Origin of the sequence: Mesorhizobium sp. ES1-1, assembly GCF_020164785.1 — a bacterium.
Classification (GTDB): domain Bacteria; phylum Pseudomonadota; class Alphaproteobacteria; order Rhizobiales; family Rhizobiaceae; genus Mesorhizobium.
In genome coordinates this window covers 19,756-41,470 of sequence record NZ_JAIUGX010000011.1, presented here as the reverse complement: position 1 = coordinate 41,470, position 21,715 = coordinate 19,756, and the positions used below count along the sequence as shown (strand labels likewise).

The window sequence follows — 21,715 nt, the reverse complement described above, 5'->3', positions numbered from 1 at the left end:
CACGCTTGCTGGATAGCCAAGCTTATAGCGCCTGCGTCGTGTAATCCCCCTCGGCTTCGTAAAGCCCATCTTCGATCTTGGTCTTGTGCACCACCTTCAGCTTGCCGCCTTCGACCTTGGAGATGTTCTGGATGCCGAAACACTGATGGATCTTGCCGTTGAAGGTCTTCGGCCCCTGCGGATGCTCCGGCCCTTCGGCGAACGCGGTCAGTGCTTCGGTCGCCTCGACCAACTTGGCCCGGTCTTCCGGCCCTTTGTAGCCGGCGTCTTCCATCGCCTTCTTGACGACGTAGAGCGTTTCCCAGCAGCCGAACATATGGGCGGCGGTCGAAACGTCCTTTGCGTCGCCGACCGCGGCGCCATTGTCATCGATGCCGACGGCGGCGCGATAGGCTTTCTGTGCGTCGCTGTCATCGGGCTGCGCATAGCGCGGCGAGCCTTCCCAGAAATGGCTGCCGTCGAGGAATTCAAGGCCCGGGCTGTTGATGTCCGTGGCCTCCAGGGAGTCGATGAAACCGAACAGCTGCGGCCGGTTGGAGCCGTAGAACTCGCCGAGCTCCTTGACGAAGGTGAGGACCGCCGGACCGACCATGACATGGTAGATGACCTCGGTCTCGGCCGGGATCTGCGGAAAATACTTGGTGAAGGACGATTCCGTGGGCGGGATGGCGATCTGCGCGATGACGTCGGCGCCCTGCGCCTTCAGCGCCGGCGGCAGATAGTCGCGATGGTCGTAGCCAAAGGCGAAATCCGGGTAGATCATGGTGACCTTCTTGCCGACATTTCCGGCGATCCATGGCGCCATCGACTGGATCTGGCTCTTCACATCGGTGATGCCCGGCTGGAAGACATAGCGGTTCAGCTTGGTCGAGGCGACATGGTGGCCTTCGCTGACGACGAAATAGGGCATCTTGTTTTCGCCGGCGGCGGGCGCCGAGCCGATGACGACATGCGAGAACAGCGTGCCGAAAACGATATCCGTCTTGTGCTGCGTTGCGAACTTGCCGACCATCTCGGCGCCGCGGCCCGGATCGGTGCCGTCATCCTCGATGATCACCTCGACCTGGCGGCCATTGATGCCGCCGGCTGCGTTGATCGCCTTGACCGCGGCCGCCGTGGTCTTCTCGTACCAGCGGCCATAGGCGGCGCCGATGCCGGTGCGGTGCGACTGGAAGCCGATCTTGATCGGCGCCGAACTCTGCGCCTGCGCGTAGCGGACGAAGCCCGGGGCGACGGCGAGGCCGGCGCCGGCCGCGAGGCCCTTCAGCGCCGTGCGGCGGGTGAGCCCGGTTGTGCTGAGATCGAAAAACCCATTCTTGTCAGTCACGGTGGTTCCCCTGTTTCTTGAGTTTTGACCAATGGCTGGACGCGGCGGGCTCACCTTGCGGGGAGACCCTGAATTGCATGTGTACAAACTAATCACCAAAGTCGGGACACGGCAATGCCGCTCTCCCGGGGAATTCATTATTTCCGAAGCAACCGCTCAGCCAATCGTCGGCGTGGCGAGCAGCCAGAGGCCGAAGACGGTATAGGCGATCATCAGCAAGGTGAGCGGAAACTGGCTGAGCGCGGCGCGGGCCGGCACAGGGTTCAGCCTTGCGGCGAAACCATGCGCCACGAGGACGGCGAGCACATGGCCAAGAACGATGGCGCCGGCCTGGATATTCCAAAGCCACCAGGCGGATTCTGCGCCGGCCACGATGCCTGCCTCGATCGCCATGTCGGCGGTGCCGAACAGGTTCCAGCCGAGTGCGAAGGGGTCGGACAGGGAGGCCAGCGCATATTGTCCGTCGACGAGCAGGGCGGTCATATAATGCGCGATGTGATAGGCGAGCGCGATCGGTACGATCGACCACACCAGCAAACCGGCCGCGTGGCCGGAAGGCCGGTCGCCCCCCGCAAGCAGCCGGCCAAGCCAGACTGCCAGAAGAAAAATCGCGGCCAGCATCGCGAATGTCAACACAAGTCCGAGCGTGCCGCTGCCGGTCATGGCCGTGCGGCCGGGAAATTCGAGCGGGTTGATGCCGAACAGTCCAAGCCAGAAGAAGGTCTTCGACAGCCCGTCAAAGGAAACGGAAGATAGTGCCAGCAGAAGGAAGGCGATACCGCTGGCCGACAGCGGCCCGGCCGCAAAGAGCTTGGCGCCGGGCCAGCAAAGGCCAAGCCGGCCATTCTCGTCGCGTTCGACGGGCGCGAAACGCGCCACCATCGAGTAGAAGACGGTGAGGGCTTCGCCGGCCGGGTTCCAGGCCCGGTACCCGAATAACAGCATGGCGACGAAGCTGAAAAGCCAGTAGAGGCCGGCCGCCCAGGCCAGCCGCGCCGGATCGTCGGGGGCGGGATCGATCAGTTCGAACCAGGCGAAAGCGAAGAACAGAACGAGCGCCGGCCAGCAGCCGATCCAATTTGGCAGACGCCATGCCCGGTCCTCGTTCACGCCGAAAAGGCGCGACACAAGGCGGTAAGGCCCGAACCACGGATTCAGCCATGACCAGAGGTCGCCGAAAATCCCCTGCATCACCGTGAGGCCTGCCCACAGCATGGTCCAGATCACCAATGGCAGCGGGTTGGAAAGGGGGTCGCGGCTCCCGAACAGCCCGGAGGCGACAAGTGTGGCGAAGCCGGCAAAGGAGACCAGGCTGACGGCCGTGCGGGCGCCGTCGTCGAGCGTGAACAACGGCAAGCGGCGGCGCCAGAAACGGTCGAGCCAATCCGTCGGCAGCTGGGCCAGCACGAGGAAACTGATCGCGACGGCGACGGCGCCTCCCACGAGATAGTAGCCGGTCGGCAAGAGCAGGACGTGCCCGCGATCGGAGGCGTGAGCGAAGGCGCGGGTGGGGAGAAACGACGTGAGGAGAGCCGACCAGACGGAATATCCTCTCCCGTCGAGATCCTTCACACCCCCCTCTGTCCTGCCCGACATCTCCCCCGCAAGGGGGGAGATTGGCAGATCGCCCGTTCGGCGCCGTTCTTGCGACGTCGAAGATTTGCGACTTTGGAGGCGAAGGCTGATCTCCCCCCTTGCGGGGGAGATGGCCGGCAGGCCAGAGGGGGGTTGGCGGGAACTCACGCTATCCGAGATTTCCATCTTAGCCGGAGGACAATACGCGGTCGGATCTTCACACCTTCACCAGATGCTCCACGCGGTCTTTCTCGCCGAAAATCCTGAGATACCGCTCGATCTCCTTCTCGTCTCCGGTCGCCTTCGCTGGATTATCCGACAGCTTGACGGCCGGCCGCCCATTGGCCTCGGTAACCTTGCAGACCAGCGATATGGCGTCCAGGCTGTGGGTCTCGGTCGGGGCGCAGTCCTCGAAATCATTGGTCAAATTGGTCCCCCAGCCGAAGGACATGCGCACCTTGCCCTTAAAATGGCGATAGGTCTCTTCGATCGTTTCCACCTCCAGCCCGTCGGAGAAGATCAGCAGCTTCTGGCGCGGATCCTTGCCCTTCTCGCGCCACCAGGACAGGATCTTCTCGCCGCCCTCGATCGGCGGCGCGCTGTCGGGGCGGAACCCCGTCCAGTCGGCCACCCAGTCCGGCGCATCGCGCAGGAAGGAGGCCGTGCCGAAGGCGTCGGGAAGCACGATCAGGAGATTGCCGCCATAATAGCGCTGCCAGTCCTGCAACACCTTGTAGGGCGATTGTTTCAATTCCTCTTCCGAATTGGCGAGCGCGGCAAACACCATCGGCAATTCATGGGCGTTGGTGCCGAGCGCCTCGAGGTCCGTATCCATCGCCAGCAGCACGTTGGAGGTACCGGTGAACGCCTCGCCAATGCCTTCCTTCAAGGCTTCGACGCACCAGCGCTGCCAAAGGAAGGAGTGGCGCCTCCGCGTACCGAAGTCCGAGATGCGGATGTCGGGCAGCGCCTTCAGCCGCTCGGTCTTGGCCCACATTTTGGACTTGGCGCGGGCATAGAGCACGTCGAGCGCGAACGGTCCGAACGCGCGCATCGCCGCGCGGGAACGCAACTCGTTGATGATGGCAAGCGCCGGGATCTCCCACAATGTGGTGTACATCCACTGTCCGCTGAAGGTCAGTTCGTACTGCCCGTCGCGCTTGGAAAGCTCGTATTCCGGCAACCGGAAATTCGCCAGCCAGGCCAGGAACTCCGGCTCGAAAATCTGCTTGCGGCCGTAGAAATTATTACCGCCGAGCCAGATCATTTCCTTCTTGCTGAGACGCAGGGTGCGGGCATGGTCGAGCTGTTCGCGCAATTCGCCTTCGTCGATCTCGTCGGCCAGGCGCACCGAGGTGGTGCGGTTGATCAGCGAGAAGGTGGTGTCGACCTTGGGATACATGCCCCAGATCATCTGCAGCATCAGGAGCTTGTAGAAATCCGTGTCGAGCAGGCTGCGCACGATCGGGTCGAGCTTCCAGGTGTGATTGTAGACGCGCCGCGCAATATCGGTCTTAGCCATGGTTCAACATTCGCCTTCACTGCCTGCCATCCAAAACCGCGACAGGCCTCATAGCATCGAATTGATAGGAGCGCTGCCCGGTTTGAGGCTGGTCCGACAAAAAGAACACCCTGCATCCGGTCAGAAAGGATGCGCGCGTCAGCCCCCGGTCTTGCCGCCGAGAACCCGGAGCGCCGGTCGCTTGCGGCGGGTGACGAAGCGGCCGGCCACCGGGGCGTCGGCGCGGCTGTCTGCCTGCGCTTTCTCGGCAAAAAGCCAGTCGATGAAGACCTGGACGACCGGCGCCGCCCGCATTTCATTGCGGCAGACGACATAGAAATCATCGACGGCCGGCACCGACAGGCTGAATGGCGCGATCAGCATGCCCCTGGCCAGGAGAGCGCTGGCCGTCACGGAATCGCCGAGCGCCACGCCATGGCCGTGGACGGCCGCCTCCGTTGCCATGCGCGCGTCGCCAAGATGGTGGCGTCGGCCCCGTTCCAGGTCGAGCGCTTCCGCCGCCGCCAGCCAGGTGTGCCATTCACGCCCATCGTCGCCATGCAGGAAGACATGGTCGGCCAGATCGCGCACGGTGCGGATCGGACGGTTGTTGATCAGGGTCGGGCTCACCACAGGAAACAGCTCGAGCCCCGACCATTTGCGCATCCAGCAATCGGTCCAGCTGCCGTCGCCATAGTGAACGCAGACGTCGATATGCTGCGCCCGCACGTCCCTTGCGTCGTTGGACGGGATGAGCGTCAGCTGGATGTCTGGATATTGCGCCGTGAAGCTGCCGAGCCGCGGCGTCATCCACAAGAGCAGCAGGGCCGGCACGCACGAGACCGACAGCGCGCCACTGCTTGCCGGACGCGTCAGCCGCTGGGTTGCGGCGGCGATGCCGTCGAAAGCGGTCGACACGGCGGGCAGCAGCTCGGCGCCATGCGGCGTCAGTTTGACCCGCTGGCCGGCGCGCTCGAAAAGCTTGACGCCGAGCGACTGCTCGAGCGCCTTGATCTGGTGGCTGATGGCACCATGCGTGACATTCAACTCTCCCGCTGCCTTGGTCAGCGAGCCATGGCGCGCCGTTGCCTCGAAGGCGCGCAGCGGGTTCAGGGGCGGCAGGCGGTTGGCCATGGCAATCCAGCTATACTGTGAGATTTTCTCACATAACTGACCCTAACAATATCAATTGCTTTTTCAATGCGGCTGCCGGAGACTTTGCCGGGAACAGCATCAAACGTCAGGTCGACAAGGCCGGCGCAACCGCGGCGGGGTCCTGGACGGATCGAGCCGTGCGCCGCCATAGACCAGATCGCTTCAGACAGCAGGAGAACCGGCATGGGTTACGACCGCGGCAAGCTCGACGCCTTGCGCCGCAAATATGGCGAGAGCCATGGCGGCGAGATGTTCGACCCGAAGTTCCGCAAGGTGGCCGACAAGATCTTCAACAAGAGCGGCACGCGGCTGGCGCCCTATTCCGGCATTCCGACATTCCTTGCCGCGCCTTATCGTGAAATCGCGGCCGATAATCCGGATTTTGGCGATCTGCAGGTGGCGATGATCGGCGTGCCGATGGACCTTGGCGTCACCAACCGGCCCGGCTCGCGCTTCGGGCCAAGGGCATTGCGCGCCATCGAGCGCATCGGCCCGTACAATCACGTGCTGGAATGCGCGCCGACGCATGAACTCAGGGTCGCCGATATCGGCGACACACCGTTCCGCAGCCGCTACCGGCTGGAGATCAGCCATGAGGACATAGAGCGCCGTACCAACCAGATCGTCGATGCCGGTGTCATCCCGCTATCGGTCGGCGGCGACCACTCCATCAGCCATCCGATCCTGAAAGCCGTCGGCAAGAAGGCTCCGGTCGGCCTCATCCACATCGACGCCCATTGCGACACCAGCGGCCTGTTCGACATGACCAAGTTCCACCATGGCGGGCCCTTCCGCAATGCGGTGCTGGACGGCGTGCTGGATCCGACGCGGACCATCCAGATCGGCATCCGCGGCTCGGCTGAATATCTGTGGGAGTTCACCTACGAATCCGGCATGACCGTAGTCCACGCCGAGGAAGTGACGGGCCTGGGCATTCCGGCCATCATCGATAAGGCGCGCAAAATCGTCGGCGACGGCCCGACCTATGTTTCCTTCGACATCGACAGTGTCGATCCGGCCTTCGCACCTGGCACCGGGACGCCGGAAATTGGCGGGCTGACGACGCGCGAGGTGTTGGAGCTGCTGCGCGGCCTGAAGGGCCTCAACATCGTCGGCGGCGACGTCGTCGAGGTGGCGCCGCAATATGACGCCACCACCAACACGGCGCATGCCGGTGCACAGGTTCTGTTCGAGATCCTGAGCCTGATGGTGTTCAGCCCGGCAATCTCAGGCAAGCAAGCCTGATCTTGAAAGCAAAGGACGGCCGCCGTGCTGGAGCCGGCGGACGCCTCGAACAGAAAAGCTTCCAGACAGGGGAATACAATGACAATTCGCACGACCCTCAAATCGACCATCGCCGCCGTGCTGATGCTGGGCGCTGCCGGTCTCGCCACGCAGGCCAGTGCCGACGCGCTGGCCGACATCACCAAGGCCGGCACCATCAATGTCGGCGTCTTCGCGGATTTCCCGCCCTTCTCCTCGGCAAGCGCCGACATGAGCCTCAAGGGCTACGATATGGATGTCGCGCAATACATCGCCGACACGTTGAAGGTGAAGTTGAACCCGGTCCCCGTCACCGGCCAGAACCGCATCCCCTATCTCAACGACCACCGCGTCGATATCCTGATGAGCGTCGGCTATTCCAAGGAGCGCGAGCAGGTCATCGACTTCGCCGCCGCCTACGCGCCCTACTACATCGCGGTGATCGGTCCGGCGGCAATGTCGGTCAAGGGCAAGGAAGATCTCGCCGGCAAGTCCATTTCGGTCAATCGCGGCACGCTCGAAGACACGTCGCTGACCGAGGCCGCGCCGGCTTCGGCCGATATCAAGCGCTTCGACAACTACAATTCCGTGATCCAGGCTTTCATCTCAGGCCAGACCCAGCTGATGGTTGTGGGCAATGATGTCGGGGCGCAGGTGCTGGCCAAGCAGGACCAGCTCAAGCCGGAACAGAAGTTCCAGCTCCTGACCTCGCCCTCGCATATCGGCCTCAACAAGAACGAGGATGCCCTCAAGAAGGCGGTCAACGACGCCGTCGCCAAGATGCTGGCCGACGGCAAGCTGGACGAAAGCTCGAAAGCTTGGCTGAAGACGCCGCTCAATCCCGACAATCTTAAGGATTGAGGCCAGGTGGCCTTCGCCTGGCTTCCGGGCGCCCTGGCCGACATTGCGCGCGGTGCGGCCACGACGGTCCTGTTGATCGCCGTGACCACGCTGGCGGGAACGCTGCTCAGCATCCTGGGCGCCGCCGGCCGCCGCAACGGGCCCGCCCTGCTCAGGCACGCCATCGGCTGGTATGTCGAGATCATCCGCAACACGCCGTTCCTGGTGCAACTGTTCTTCATCTTCTTCGGTCTGCCCAGCCTGGGCATACGGCTCGACCCGTTGCTGGCGGCCATCGTGGCCATGACGCTCAACATGGCGGCCTACACGATCGAGATCGTCGGCGCCGGGCTTGATGCCGTGCCGGCCGGGCAGACCGAAGCGGCCCTGTCGCTGGGGCTCAGGCCACGCCAGGTCTTTATCAAGATCGTGCTGCCGCAGGCGCTCAAGGTCATCTATCCCGCGCTCACCAGCCAGATCGTCATCATGATGCTGGAATCTGCCGTCGTCTCGCAGATCGCCGTGCGCGAACTGACCTACGAGGCCGACATGCTGCAGGCGCGCACCTTCCGCTCCTTCGAGACCTATCTTGTCGTGACCATCGTCTATCTGGCTTTGTCGATGGCCTTGCGCCGGCTGCTCGTCAGCGGCGGGCGCCGCGTTCTGGGGGCGGGCGTCTCATGATCGAGTTCACCTTCTGGGACATCGTGCGCAACCTGCTGTTCGCCGCCCGTTGGACGGTCCTCTTGTCGCTGGCGGCCTTCATCGGCGGCGGCATCGTCGGCCTGATCGTGCTGTTCTTCCGCATAGCCAAGAATGGATGGAGCCGGCGCATCGCCTCTGGCTATATCGCGCTGTTCCAGGGCACGCCGCTGCTGATGCAGCTGTTCCTGATGTTCTTCGGCCTGCCGATGCTGGGCCTGCGCATCGAGCCCTGGACCGCCGCCGTACTCGGCCTCACCTTCTTCGCCAGCGCCTATCTGGCCGAGATCTGGCGCAGCGGCGTCGACGCGCTGCCGCTCGGCCAATGGGATGCCGGCGCCAGCCTCGGCCTACACTATCTGCAGGAGCTCAGGCTGATCATCCTGCCGCAGGCTTTCGCGATCACCCGCGCGCCCACCGTCGGCTTCCTGGTGCAGCTGATCAAGTCGACGGCGCTGACCTCGATCATCGGTTTCGAGGAGCTGGTGCGTACCTCCAACGCCATCAACAATGCCACTTTCGAACCGTTCAAGGTCTACGGCCTCGTGGCGCTGATCTTTTTCGCCATGTGTTTCCCGCTGACGCGATATGCGCGCGCCCTCGAACGCCGTGCCTCGGCCCGCTGAGCCAACCCACGCGCCGCGCAAATCGATTGCATTGGCCGCCGACTTTAGACACCCTTATTCCCGGAACCCAAACGTGGCGTGATGGAATGGCCAGTTTCGAACCCCCGCCCGGCAGAGAGCTGACCTCGCACCACTCGGCGCGGTCGCCGGCGGAGGTGACGACGATCATCATGCATTACTATCGCGGCGAGATGGCGCGGATGTCGAGCTGGCGGGCCCGTCTCGACCAGACCTCCAACTGGGCGATCACCGTGACCGCGGCTATGCTCTCGGTCTCGCTGTCGACCCCCACCTCGCATCACGGCGTGCTGCTGTTTGCCATGGTGCTGGTCATGCTGCTTCTGTTCATCGAGGCCAGGCGGTATCGATTCTTCGATGTCTATCGCGACCGCGTCCGCCTGGTCGAAAAACATTATCTGGGAGCGTTCTTCGGCTCCGAACCGCCGCACAGGCCGTGGCAGGACGTGCTGTCGCTGAGCTTGAAGCATCCGCAGTTCAACATCACGGCTTTCGGCGCCATGTGCCGGCGGCTGCGGCGAAACTACATCTGGATGTTCCTGATCCTGCTCATGGCATGGCTGCTCAAAATATCGTCCTCGCTGCTGCAGCCGGCAGGTGCTGCAACCGGCGATGCGCATGCCCCTTATGTGGATGTGATCGCCAGCGCGCAGCTCGGCCCCATCCCCGGCTGGGTGGTCCTGGCCGGCGTCGCGACCTTCTATGCGTTTGTGGGCTGGATGTCGCGGCAGCGCATCAGCCGCGACGAAGACGACGGCTCGGTTCATGTCTAGCCGGGCCGGCGCTTGTCGCAGCGCCGCCGGCAGAGACGGAGCGGAAGCCGGTGAGCACCGACGCAACGAACGGCCGTTTGGGTCGTTCTGATCCGCCGCGCCCGCGGCGGGGGATATCCGAAGCATGACGACACCGCAGATCCTGTCCTTCGCCGTCATCGCCGTGATGATGGCGGCCTTCGTGTGGGGACGATACCGCTACGACCTCGTCGCCGCCGCGGCCCTGCTGGTCTCGGTCGCGGTCGGGATCGTGCCCTTCGACCAGATGTTCTCCGGCTTCAGCGACGACATCGTCATCATCGTCGGCAGCGCGCTGCTGGTCAGCGCCGGCATAGCGCGCACCGGCATCATGGAAGCGGCGATCAAGCGCTACGCCCCGAACCTGTCGGGGGTGCGCACGCAGCTGGCGCTCCTCGTCATCACGGTCACCATCCTGTCCGCCTTCGTCAAGAACATCGGCGCGCTGGCCATCATGATTCCGATCGCCTTCCAGTTCGCCCGCCGCTCGAACATCTCGCCCTCGGTGTTCCTGATGCCGATGTCGTTCGGCTCACTGCTGGGCGGGTTGATGACGCAGGTCGGCACGTCGCCCAACATCGTCGTTTCGCGTGTGCGCGAACAGCTGACCGGCACGCCGTTCACCATGTTCGACTTCACGCCCGTGGGGGCCGCGCTCGCCGTGGCCGGCACCATTTTCCTGCTGTTCTTCTACTGGCTCGTGCCGGTGCGGGTGAAGACCGGCGGCGCCCTGAACGAAGCCATCGACATCAAGAATTATCTCACCGAGGCGGTGATCGTGGCGGACTCCACTGTCCTCGGCAAGACCGTCGCCGATCTGCTCAAACTGTCGGGCGGCGACGCCAGGGTGACGTCGATCCTGCGCAACCGCACCATGCGCATGACGCCGCTGCCCGACGCCGTGCTGAAGGCGGACGACATCCTGCTGCTGGAGGGCGACCCCGAAGCGCTGGACCGTCTCGTCTCGCAGGCCAGGCTGAGCGTGACCGGCGATCGGCAGGGAGCCGAGGAGGACAACAGCGACATCATGGCGATCGAAGCCGTCATCGGCGAGAGCTCGTCGCTGATCGGCTGGACCGCGCAGCGCCTGGCGCTCTACGACCGTTTCAAGGTTAATCTGCTGGCGGTCAGCCGCCGTGGCGAGCGCCTCGACCGCCGCCTGGCCGAGGTCCGGCTGAGGCTTGGCGATGTGATCGTGCTGCAGGGCAGTGCCGCAGCCATGCCCGAGGTGCTGCGCGAATTCGGCTGCCTGCCGCTGGCCGAGCGTGCGATCCTGCTGGGCAGCGTCCGCAAGGGCATCGTCCCGGTCGCGGTGCTGGCCGCCGCCATGGCGGCGACCGCGCTCGGCCTGCTTCCCGTTCCCGTCGCCTTCTTCGCGGCGGCGGTCGCCATGGTGCTGCTCAAGGTCATTCCGGTGCGCGAAGTCTACCAGGGGCTCGACGGCCCGATCCTGGTCATGCTGGCGGCGCTCATCCCCGTCAGCGACTCGCTGCGCAGCACCGGCGCAACCCAGATCATCGCCGGGGAGCTCGCCCGGCTGGGAGACGTGCTGCCGGCGGCGGGCGCGCTGGCGCTCATCCTGGTCGCGGCCATGGCGGTGACGCCCTTCCTCAACAACGCGGCGACGGTGCTGGTGATGGCGCCGATCGCGGCGCAATTCGCCGGCGACCTCGGCTACAGGCCCGAAGCTTTCCTGATGGCGGTCGCCATCGGCGCCGGCTCCGACTTCCTGACCCCGATCGGCCACCAATGCAACACGCTGGTCATGGGCCCGGGCGGCTACCGCTTCAGCGACTATCCGCGCCTCGGCCTGCCCCTGTCCTTCCTGGTCATCGCCGTTGCGGTGCCGATGCTGATGCTGGTGTGGCCGATGAGGTGAGGGGGCACCCCGGCCGCCGATGGCCGGGTGATGCGGTAGCCGGTGTTTGCGTTCAGCGAGGGCTCGTAGCATAGAAGAGCAGGGGCAAGGTCCGGGGGGTCCGCGGCCGGCCACGAGGTGCCATCGGCGCCGTCGGCAGATGGAACTGAACAATGGGCGGGCTCATCCGGAAATCCCCTTGCCCGTGACGCCGCGGACAGTTCTCATCGTCGAACCGCACCTGGAGGACCAGGCCGGCCATCCCTATCGCTATGTACGCGCGGTGGCCGCTGCGTTTTCGCGCTCGGGATGGGGCAGCACCGTCCTTGCGCATCGCGCCTATTGCGGTCCGAAGACGATCAACGCAGCCGAAATTCGGCCTGCCTTTCCCAGAACCTACTATGAAAGGACAGACCGGCTCGGCGGTTCGCGGCACGCGCTCGAACAATGGCTGCGGTCCGTTCGCCAGGATCTGAAAGGGCTCCTGAAAGGTCGGGACGCCACTCCCGGCCGGCTCGCCTTGATGGCCGGCGCAGCCGCGCTGGCAGTCGCGGTCTCGCCCGCGATCCTCGTCCTTGCGCTTGCCTATGCCCTATGGCGCGTGGCGGCGGCAGCCCTGGGCACGACCCCCACGCGCAACACCGTTTCGCCTTTCGCGCAAAGCGTGGCGCGCGAGATCGAACGCACCAAAGGCGAGCTGAGCCTGTTTGTCCCGACGGCGACCCCAGCCATGCTGGCCGAGTTGCTTGTCTTGCCCCTCTTCTTAACGCGGCCGCCGCCCCGGATGGCCTGTGTTTTCCATGAAGATCCCCGCCTTTATGCGGATTGGTATCGCCCCTTGGATCTCGACTCGCTCGCCCATCGGCTGCGCGGTTCCGGCTGGAAAGACGGCATCCGTTTCTTCGCCACCAACCCCCAACTCGCCGCCGACATGTCCAGCCTGCTGGACGCGCCGGTGTGCGATTTCGGCGATGTCTTCGAGGAGCAGGAAGTGGCGGCACTGGGATCGATCGCAGCGGGACGGCATCCGCCCCCGCAGGACCTGCCTGGCAAGGAGGCTGCCTTTTTCAGGGAATTGTCGAAACGCAAAAAATCTGGGCGGCGGCTGGCCGTCTGCCTTGGCGCGATACGCCCCGACAAAGGCGGCACGCAGCTTGCCGCCATGGTTTCCGCTCTGGACGCCGGGGCGGAGGGTTTCGATCTCGTCCTTCAGGCAGCCCGCTGGCCGGACGCTTTGCGCTCGGATTGCCTGGCCCTAAGTGTGCGCAGGGATGTCGTGGTGGTCGAGCATCCGCTTTCGGATGCCGGCTATCTCGGGCTTCTGGAGCTGTCGGATGTCGTCCTGCTGCCCTACGACGCCGAGGCCTATCGCTGCCGCGTCAGCCGCGTCTTCATCGAGGCAGCCCTGGCGGGGCGGCCGGTGCTGGCCTCCCGGGGGATCTCCGCGCAGACCGATCCGGAACCGTCATCGGCGCGCTTCATTGCCGATTGGAATGCCTGGCCGGCCGAGGCAACCGAGCTGCTCGCGTCTTCTCCAGGGGATGTAGTCGCCCGCCGGGCTCGTGAGCGCGCTGCGGGCGCGAGCTGGAACCGCTGGTCCGAGGCCGCGACCTGGCTCTGCACCCGGTCGGCCCCGCTCATCATGCCCAAGCCGGTCCTGTATGTGCGGCCCTCCTGGTACCTGACGGGCAGTGCCACGGTGTTCGATCAGCATCTGCGTTCTCTGGCCGACAGGGGCATACCGGTCATCGAGGTGATCATCGTGCCCGACCGCGTGCGCAGGGCGCTGCGCAAATCCTGGCGCGCCGCCCTCGACGACCGGGCCTCGAGCGCGGCGGTGCTGACCTGCCTGTCCGGCCGCCGTTCGGGCGGGGTAGGATTCATGCAGCGCAAACTGATGCGCCTACGTACCAGAGGGCGAAGCCAGGCGGTTCTCCTGGCCGAACGCTCCAGGCTCTCGCCCCTCCCGCCGGCCGTGCGCAGGATTGCCCGTGACAGGGGCTTCTCCTTCATCCTGGTGAACCACTATTTCCATCTGCCCTTGATCGCCTCCTTCGGGCATCGCTTTCCTGTCTGGCTGGAGACGCATGATCTGCAGGCCCGGCAGATCATGCTGCGAGGGGAAATCAATCCATCGACCGGCCATGAAGACCCATTCGAGGAACTTGTGGCCGACGAGATGGCCTATGTGTCCCGTGCGGATGTCATCGGCGCCATCAATGTCGACGAGGAGGCTTTTTTCCGCGCCCGCCTCGGCCCGCACCAGTCGAAAGTCCTGCTCTGCCAGCCATCGGTCTCGCTGCCGCCATCCCAGGAGATCGCCCCTGGCTGTGACGTTCTGATCGTCGCCAGCGACAACCACGCCAATGTCATCGGCCTGTCCTGGTTCGTGCAGCATGTGCTGCCCAAGCTGGGCCGCGAGCGATCGATAAAAGTTGTCGGCAACATGGGGACGGTGGCGCAGCGCGAGGGCCTACTGCACGACCAGGTCGACTACATCGGCACCGTCAAGACCCTGGCGCCTCACTACCGGTCGGCCCGCCTCGTCGCCATGCCGGTAGCCGCCGGCGCGGGAATCGCCATCAAGGCCCTGGAGGCCCTCGAAGCGGGCCGTCCGATCGTCGCGACGCCCCTTGCCTATCGCGGGCTCCCCACAGATTTCCAGCCCCCCGAGCCGAAGCCGACCGCGGACGCGTCGGAATTCGCCGCCACCATCGAGCGGCTGCTCGACGACAGCCAGGCGCATGACCGCGCGGTTATGTCCACGCTACAGGCAAACCTGGCGCTGGGGATAAAGGAGCGCTTCGAAGCGCAGATGGCTGGGGCCGTCGAGCGCCTAGCGAAGTGTGAGATCGACTGATTAATGCCGGCTTGCGCCGTGTCTTCAACAAAGCCCCGATCCTGGTATTGCGCCCATCGCCGTACGCCGGCGATCTGGTCGGCCTTTCCACGCGACAAGCTCGTTCCGACCACAGACCCCTTCGAGACAGTAAGGCGGCTTGGAGGGCGCCGACCTAATGGCGACCACGGTGCCCCGAACCCGAACCTGTCCTCCACGGATATCCGGGCGCAGGCGGCGGGGCTGGTCTACGAGGAAATGGACAGGATCTCGAGTTCGCGCTGGCCGAGCTGAACAACATCGCCAACGCTCTTGCCAATCAGCGCGATCGCCACCGGCGAACCATGCGAGATCGACGCTTGCGCCGGGTTGGCCTCATCCTCGCCGACGATGCGGAAGGTCTGGGTGCGGCCATCATCGCGCGCGAAGGTGACGGTGTGCCCGAAGGCGATCACGTCATGAGACGTCGGCACCGGCATGAGCTGAGCCGTACGGACGCGTTCGGCATAATAGGTGACATCGCGAACCGGAACGGCAGAATGCCGCCGCCTCTCGTTGACATCTTCCAACGCGCCGGCCGCCTCGAGCGCCTGCCGGGCGCGCGCCAATTCATCCCTTAGCATCTTGAGACCCGCCTCGGTGACGAGGTTGATCCGATCGGAGATGGGCCGAGCCGGCAGCACGGTTTCCGACGCCGCCTCCGCACTTTCCTCCTTGGCAAAGGCTACGCTCACTGGGGAGTGGCTCCGTGTGGAATGGTGGTGGTTAGCGGATAACCCACGGGGGAGGATAAAGCTTCAACTATTCGACAGCTGGCTTTGCCGGATCAGAATGGTTACGAACGCGCTGGAGCGCCTGGGCCGCGAACTCGGTTGGAGCTTAAGCGCCGCCAAGGTGCAATATGCCAGACCCGCTTCAGTTTCTCGGAACGTTCGGATACCATGAGTTGAGCTTATCATGAGGCACACGGCGATGGACAAAATCGATCCCTACGCTCAAGCGGAGGAGCAGCGGACATCGCCCCCAAGCGCGACTTACCGAGAGATATCGCCTGGGCTTGAGGATAGGCTGTTTACGCCAGTTCCAGTGCTCGACCACGGATTTGTTCGTGTGGTGGACTACATGGGCAATGACAGTTCAGTAGTGCAGGCAGCCCGAGTTTCGTATGGCCGGGGCACAAAGCAGGTGTCGGAGGACAGGGGGTTGATCAACTATCTGCTCCGGCATCGCCATACCACGCCATTCGAGATGGCCGAGATCAAGCTCCACGTTAAGCTGCCAATATTTGTTGCGAGGCAATGGATCAGGCATCGGACGGCCAGCGTAAACGAATACTCCGCAAGGTACTCAGTTCTAGATAGGGAATTCTATGTGCCCGCGCCCGAGCACTTAGCCTCCCAGTCAATATCCAATCGCCAGGGACGAGGACAGGTATTGTCCGGCGATGAGGCTGAGAGGGCGCTGACGATTCTGAAGGAGACAGCGCAACGATCATATGACGAGTACCTAACGCTTCTCAACCTCAACGAGGATGGCACAAAGAGAACTGAACATAGCGACGGACTGGCCAGAGAACTTGCAAGGGCAAATCTGACGGTCGGATTCTACACGCAATGGTACTGGAAAGTTAATCTTCACAACTTGATGGGGTTCTTGCAACTTCGTGCCGACCCACATGCGCAGTACGAAATTCGCTCATATGCCGACGTAATATTGGATATAATGAGCGCATGGGTTCCCCTTACCTACGAGGCATTTTTAGAGCATAGACTTCAGTCTGCCACCTTCTCATCGACCGCCGTGAAGGTGATTAGGCGCATGCTGGCCGGCGAGGCGGTCACAGAAGAGAGCAGCGGCTTGGGCAGGCGCGAATGGATCGAACTTAGCGAAATACTGCGTTGACTACCTCCAGCGAGCTTGCCGCGGATAGGAGGGATGGTCGGCCTACTCAGGCAGGCTGGTGCTTCGACGAAGCCCTTTCTGAGATGTGCAGTGCCTATGCTTCAACCGGCCGGCCAGTTGAAGTAGACTTCAGGAAGCTCGTTCCTGTTGGCTCGGGCGCCGATCGAGCCACCCATTTGATGCACTCCTATCCGGCGAAACTGCTGCCAAACATACCGATCTTCTTCGTTAATTGCCCCTCTCTGGCACCCAAGAATGGAACTGTTTACGACCCATTTTGCGGTACGGGAACGGTACTTGTCGAAGGACTGTTGGCCGGCCAGCGAATTGCTGGCTCTGATGCAAATCCACTAGCTAGATTAATCGCAAGCGTAAAGACGACACACGTCGACCTGGGGCAGACATCCGACGACCTGGCGCGGGTTGCAGAGCGTGCAAAGGCCGCACGCCCGTCTGTATTCCAGCCGGTGGTGAATGTTGGCAAGTGGTTCACCCCAGATGTGCAACTTCAACTCGGTCAAATCCGTTCGGTTATTGATGAAATAGTTGATCCCCTCACCAAGCAGTTTATCCAGGTCGCATTCTCTCAGACCGTGCGGAAGGTCAGCCTTGCAGACCCTAGGATGTCGGTGCCGGTTAGATACAAGGGTCCAAAACGCGAGGCACCTGATGTTCTCTCCACGTTCAAACGCATTGCGACAGCTAATGCTGTACGCGCTGCCTCCCTACCACAGAACAGTCTTCCGTTCTTTATTGGGAAAGATGCACGTGTCCGGCTGACTTCTGCACCATCTGTTCATGCGCAGGCTGATCTCATTATTACGTCGCCACCCTATGCCGGAGCGCAGAAGTATATAAGGGCCTCTTCGCTCAGCCTTGGTTGGCTCGGAATGGTTCCGCAAGACAAACTCAGAACGCTTGAAACACTGAATATTGGTAGAGAGCATCTTAACGCTCGCGAGCGAACGGATCGCAGCTCAGAAATATTCGACGCTGCCCACCCAATATTGCGGACAATAGCTGAAATAAACCCTCTTCGCGCCAACATTTTACGGGTATATTTAGCGGAAATGCGTGACGCCGCGAAAGCTGTGGTCGCGAGCCTAAGGACAGGCGGCCACTTGGTACTTGTGATGGGCGACAATCGGGTATGCGGGATGCCCGTCATGACGAGCCAGTTCATCAGAGGATTCTTTGAAGAGGAGGGCCTAATGCTACTTTGCGAACTCGTTGACACTATTAAATCGCGCGGCCTTATGACAAAACGTAACCGAACCGCAGGCATGATCACCCAAGAGCATGTCTTCCTGTTTCGGAAATAGCCGATGAGAAAGCAAGACGTTGTCGATCTTCTGTATGAGAAGCTTAAGTCTCTGTCCGAGACAATTTGGGAGCGTCAGCATTCAATAAATCATATCGAGACGTGGGTAAATCAGTTCGAAACCACTGAAAACATCTTGGATGATGAGCGGATACATGCTCTCTACTTATTAACAAATTTTATATACTTTGGACAAATAGAAATTAGAGCGCTACTAGTTTCTTTGTATCGCGACCTATTCAAAACACCGATCATTCACGGCGTCCGCCGCGCCAATGGAGATACCACGGATACCGATCTCCTTCAAAGGGAATTCGCGAAGCAACTTGAGGCCACTCGATTTCTTGGCGTTGGCAACCCATCTGAGAGTGGCGTACATCTTCTATACTATTTTAGGCAGGAGAATTCACTTCCCAGGACTGCATTTATCAATTCACACGAGATTTTTAGTCGCGAGACAGCAGGTGATTCGCAGGTGCTGTCTGTACGAGATAAAAAAATTGAGCGCTATGTATTTATTGACGATCTTTGCGGGTCCGGAACTCAGGCAGAGCAGTACTCAAGGGATTTGGTTGAACCGCTTCGAAAGCTGAAGCCGGACGTTAAAATCCATTACCTGGTGCTTTTCGCGACTGATCTGGGTCTGAAGGCAGTTCGCGATCTGAACCGGTACGACTATGTCGCGTCTGTTTTTGAACTCGATCACTCTTTCAAGACCTTGGAGCCCGGGTCGAGGATATTTAGCAGCCAAGATGGTCGATATGATCGGCTGAAGGTGCGAGCGACCTGTGAAAAGCATGGTCATCAGCTTTGGTCGAAGCATCCCTTAGGGTACAAGGATGGTCAGCTACTTTTGGGGTTCAGTCACAACACACCTGACAACACGCTGCCAATTTTTTGGGGCGAGGGCAATCCACCCCATGCATGGGACCCAATGTTTAAACGCTACCACAAGAATTACGGTTAACTGATGCCGATAGCCCGATACGCAAACCCGTTCGCTATCACGAAGGCGGTTGACCTCAACGACCAGCAGATCGAAAGTCTTTGGGTGCGAATGATGGACGATGGTGAAGCCGACGAACTGGCGGAGCTAGACCATCCCACGTCCCCCATGCCTACGTTCATTTTAGGGGCGAAAGGAAGTGGCAAGACGCACCTGATGAGACATCAGGCGTATGAGCTTCAAAAACTGCGGTACAAGAGCCGCGATCTGGATGCGAGGGAAGGCATCTCAGATGACGGCTACATTGGGCTATATGTTAGGTGCAGCGGTCTGCAATCGAGCCGGTTCTCAGGTAAGCGTCAGCTTCCGGAACTCTGGGATGAACTCTTCTCATATTACTTCGAACTATGGCTCGCCCAGCATCTTCTGTATGTCGCAATGGACTTGGGACTGGGAGCGCTCGACGGAGACGAGAATGACCTAGTTGACGAACTCGTGACCTTGTTTGACGTTAAGCCTAATCTCCCGGCTCCCACATTGCTAGGGCTTAGCTCCGCCTTGAGTGAGGCCCAAAAGACACTCGACTTTGAGATCAACAACTGCCTCATCAAAGGTTCTCTTGACGTCCAGATCACCGCGACTCGAGGCAAGCTTGTTTTTGGCATTCCGAAGGTCCTCAGCGGTCGCTATACATTTCTCCGGGACGTTCTATTTTCCTACGACATCGACGAGTTCGAGAACCTAACGGACCCGCAGCAGGTGCACGTCAACACCCTGCTTCGTGAGAAAGAGCCGCCAACTACCTTTCGCATAGGCGCAAGGTCATATGGCGTGAAGACGCAAAAGACCAACAGCGGAGGTGAGGAAAACCAAGCCGACTCGGAATACCGAGAGATTCATCTCGACTTGGAATTTCGGGAGCACAAAAGTCAGTACAGCGACTTTGTGAAGGCATTGATAGCCAAGCGTCTCGCGAGCGGGTCAGGGCGCGATACAGACGGATCTGTAACCGGCTTCCTCGACCAGTATTTCGGTTTTTTTGACACCAGCTGGTCGAATGCATTATGGCCAACTCGGCTGAAGCAACAACCTGGAGGGCAGCGAGTTCATTTCACGAATCTCCGAAAGGTCCTGGCCTCGATGAGATTGGATGAGGCAAAAGCAGGGCACGCCGAAGAAGTTCTCTCCAGCCCAGAGTTTCCAATCATCGAGAAGCTGAACCTTTTGCTTCTCTATCAAGAATTAGCGAAAAGGCGTTCTTTTGATGAGGCGCTGGGTGATGTTGGAGCCCGTTTTCGGCGGTATCAAGCCGGCGAAGAGTCACCGCAAAGTAGCTATAAACAGGCCCTTCAGCACTATAGTGACGATCTTGCAGCACAATTGTTGCGTGAGAATGGTGAAGCTCAGATTTATTGTGGTATCGGAACGTTTATCACGATGTCCGCAGGGATACCAAGGGCACTTCTAACGGTACTTCGATCGACGTTTGAATGGGCTGTCTTCCACGATGAGCGCCCCTTCGACGGGGGGGTGATCTCCTTGAGATCCCAGCAGCGGGGCGTACTGGAGGCGTCGAATTGGTACTATAACAACATGAGGAAGGCAGGCGAAGATGGGCTACTCGTGCAAACAGCGGTTGAACGATTGGCGAATCTATTTAGAGTAAATCGCTTCGCCGACAAGCCAATAGAAGTCTCACTATCTAGCTTTAGTGTTGCAGAACAGGACTTGGATCAGGAGGCCCGTCGTATTCTGAAACTGGCTGAAGCACGTGCATTCATCCACCGCGTGCCAGGCGGGCAGCGTGAGCGGAACTCTGAGAACATCACCGCCAAGTTCCAGCTTAGTCCAATGCTAGCTCCTCGATGGGACTTACCCCTCGCCAGACGTGGGGTTATGCCACTATCGACCTCAGATTTTAATGCGATATTCCTTCCTGATAGAAAGACCGCTTATGATGACCTGGTCCGCAAATTCCGCGGCCGAGTAATGGCGCCGTTCCGCAACCAAAGGGAAGAAGGCTCCGAACAGCTTGGGCTGTTCCAATGACCGACTACACCTATCTGTACCGTGACAACACTACGCTAAACGATTTGGCCTCGGCCAAATGGGACGTTTTTATTTCTGCTCATAACCCAACGGAGAGGGTTTTAAGGGTCTTCGATGCTGTGTCAGCCAAGCAGAAAGACTGGGTTTCGCATGCCGAGTACGGGCTTACAAAGGATCGGGTTCCGCCTGGTTCGTTCACCAGCGATGCGCGGCGTGAAGACGACTTCATGTTCGAGTACTTCGAGGAACGTCTGAGGGGCGTTGATTTGAAAACGGTTTCTATATGTGTGGATGTGACCGGCTTCATGCGTCCACACATGCTTTACCTAGTGCACTATCTTTCCGAGAAAGGTGCGAAGAAGGTCGACATTGTCTATGCGGAGCCGGGTCACTATAAGCGACTCGACGATACTCAATTCGCGAGCGATCGTGTGCACACCGTGCGACAGGTCGCCGGCTACGAAGGTATTACCGCCAACAAGACCCGCGACGACCTGTTGATTATAAATGCAGGCTTTGAAGATCGACTAACTGCGGAAGTGGCCGAGGACAAGGACAAGGCTCGCAAGGTAGTGCTACTAGGCTTACCCTCTCTAAAGGCTGACATGTATCAGCAAGGTGTCCTTCGAACGAGAAGAGCAAGAGATGCCCTTGGAGAAGGTGCACGTGAATTGTTTGCGCCTGCGGCTGACCCCTTTGCTACCGCCACGGTTCTAAGCGACCTCGTCGGCAAGGAGCGGCTCTCGAGCGGCATCGACAATCTCTACCTATCACCACTATCCACTAAACCGAGCGCTCTCGGCTTTGCGTTGTTCTACATTCGGGAGTGTCGCGGGACGGCTGCCAGCATCATATTTCCATTTTCAGAAAGCTACGCGGCCGATGCTAGCGAGGGAATCGGCCGAATCTGGAAATATGAAATGGAATTCTGACGGATGCACGTTTAACACGTGGTAATGAGGCGCCAAAATTACCTCAGCTAATTTATATCGTCAATAAGTC

Annotated in this window: 17 protein-coding genes; 12 read left to right on the top strand and 5 right to left on the bottom strand. The window is 60.9% G+C overall.

Going from position 1 to position 21,715, the window contains the following annotated elements; all coding sequences use genetic code 11:
• Positions 1-22: 22 nt before the first annotated feature.
• The 4 genes from LB513_RS18970 to gcvA all read right to left on the bottom strand — a co-directional run bounded on the left by LB513_RS18970 (position 23) and on the right by gcvA (position 5,537).
• Positions 23-1,327 carry an ABC transporter substrate-binding protein gene (locus LB513_RS18970; RefSeq protein WP_224665041.1) on the bottom strand — a complete coding sequence of 435 codons (1,305 nt, stop codon included), beginning with the start codon at positions 1,325-1,327 and terminating at the stop codon, positions 23-25.
• Positions 1,328-1,483: 156 nt separating this feature from the next.
• Positions 1,484-2,923, bottom strand: a complete 1,440-nt coding sequence (locus LB513_RS18965) for a hypothetical protein (RefSeq protein WP_224665040.1) — start codon at positions 2,921-2,923, stop codon at positions 1,484-1,486.
• A gap of 196 nt (positions 2,924-3,119) precedes the next feature.
• Positions 3,120-4,424, bottom strand: coding sequence for a nicotinate phosphoribosyltransferase (pncB, locus tag LB513_RS18960; protein WP_224665039.1), 1,305 nt, complete (start codon positions 4,422-4,424; stop codon positions 3,120-3,122).
• A 138-nt stretch (positions 4,425-4,562) separates the two neighbouring features.
• Positions 4,563-5,537 carry a transcriptional regulator GcvA gene (gcvA, locus tag LB513_RS18955; protein ID WP_224665038.1) on the bottom strand — a complete coding sequence of 325 codons (975 nt, stop codon included), beginning with the start codon at positions 5,535-5,537 and terminating at the stop codon, positions 4,563-4,565.
• Positions 5,538-5,741: 204 nt separating this feature from the next.
• On the opposite strand from gcvA, the gene speB reads away from it, so the two are divergent.
• The 7 genes from speB to LB513_RS18920 all read left to right on the top strand — a co-directional run bounded on the left by speB (position 5,742) and on the right by LB513_RS18920 (position 14,516).
• A complete protein-coding gene (gene speB, locus LB513_RS18950; protein ID WP_224665037.1) occupies positions 5,742-6,803 on the top strand; it encodes an agmatinase in 1,062 nt (353 codons plus the stop codon).
• Positions 6,804-6,881: 78 nt separating this feature from the next.
• On the top strand, positions 6,882-7,682 hold the full coding sequence (locus LB513_RS18945; protein ID WP_224665036.1) for a transporter substrate-binding domain-containing protein: 801 nt from the start codon (positions 6,882-6,884) through the stop codon (positions 7,680-7,682).
• 6 nt (positions 7,683-7,688) lie between these two features.
• On the top strand, positions 7,689-8,345 hold the full coding sequence (locus LB513_RS18940; protein WP_224665035.1) for an amino acid ABC transporter permease: 657 nt from the start codon (positions 7,689-7,691) through the stop codon (positions 8,343-8,345).
• Complete coding sequence (locus tag LB513_RS18935) at positions 8,342-8,989, top strand: amino acid ABC transporter permease (protein ID WP_224665034.1); 648 nt, start codon at positions 8,342-8,344, stop codon at positions 8,987-8,989. The genes LB513_RS18940 and LB513_RS18935 overlap by 4 nt, the downstream gene beginning before the upstream one ends.
• An 86-nt stretch (positions 8,990-9,075) precedes the next feature.
• The gene (locus LB513_RS18930; RefSeq protein WP_224665033.1) at positions 9,076-9,780 is read left to right on the top strand and encodes a DUF2270 domain-containing protein; all 705 of its coding nucleotides are present in this window, start codon (positions 9,076-9,078) and stop codon (positions 9,778-9,780) included.
• Between the two features lie 124 nt (positions 9,781-9,904).
• Entirely contained in the window at positions 9,905-11,677 is a 1,773-nt protein-coding gene (locus tag LB513_RS18925) for an SLC13 family permease (protein WP_224665032.1), read from the top strand.
• Between the two features lie 139 nt (positions 11,678-11,816).
• Positions 11,817-14,516 carry a glycosyltransferase gene (locus LB513_RS18920; RefSeq protein WP_224665031.1) on the top strand — a complete coding sequence of 900 codons (2,700 nt, stop codon included), beginning with the start codon at positions 11,817-11,819 and terminating at the stop codon, positions 14,514-14,516.
• Positions 14,517-14,743: 227 nt separating this feature from the next.
• Here the strand turns inward: LB513_RS18920 and greA are convergent, their stop codons facing one another.
• Positions 14,744-15,229 (bottom strand): transcription elongation factor GreA, encoded by a 486-nt coding sequence (gene greA / locus LB513_RS18915; RefSeq protein WP_224665030.1) that lies wholly within the window; start codon positions 15,227-15,229, stop codon positions 14,744-14,746.
• A gap of 238 nt (positions 15,230-15,467) precedes the next feature.
• On the opposite strand from greA, the gene thyX reads away from it, so the two are divergent.
• Genes thyX through LB513_RS18890 form a run of 5 tightly spaced genes read left to right on the top strand, consistent with a single transcriptional unit; the run spans position 15,468 to position 21,645 of the window.
• Entirely contained in the window at positions 15,468-16,397 is a 930-nt protein-coding gene (thyX, locus tag LB513_RS18910) for an FAD-dependent thymidylate synthase (RefSeq protein ID WP_224665029.1), read from the top strand.
• Positions 16,394-17,719, top strand: coding sequence for a hypothetical protein (locus tag LB513_RS18905; RefSeq protein ID WP_224665028.1), 1,326 nt, complete (start codon positions 16,394-16,396; stop codon positions 17,717-17,719). Before thyX ends, LB513_RS18905 begins: the two co-directional genes overlap by 4 nt.
• 3 nt (positions 17,720-17,722) lie before the next feature.
• Entirely contained in the window at positions 17,723-18,685 is a 963-nt protein-coding gene (locus LB513_RS18900) for a hypothetical protein (RefSeq protein WP_224665027.1), read from the top strand.
• A gap of 3 nt (positions 18,686-18,688) precedes the next feature.
• Entirely contained in the window at positions 18,689-20,713 is a 2,025-nt protein-coding gene (locus LB513_RS18895; protein WP_224665026.1) for a hypothetical protein, read from the top strand.
• Positions 20,710-21,645, top strand: a complete 936-nt coding sequence (locus LB513_RS18890; RefSeq protein ID WP_224665025.1) for a hypothetical protein — start codon at positions 20,710-20,712, stop codon at positions 21,643-21,645. The genes LB513_RS18895 and LB513_RS18890 overlap by 4 nt, the downstream gene beginning before the upstream one ends.
• The last annotated feature ends 70 nt before the right edge of the window (positions 21,646-21,715 follow it).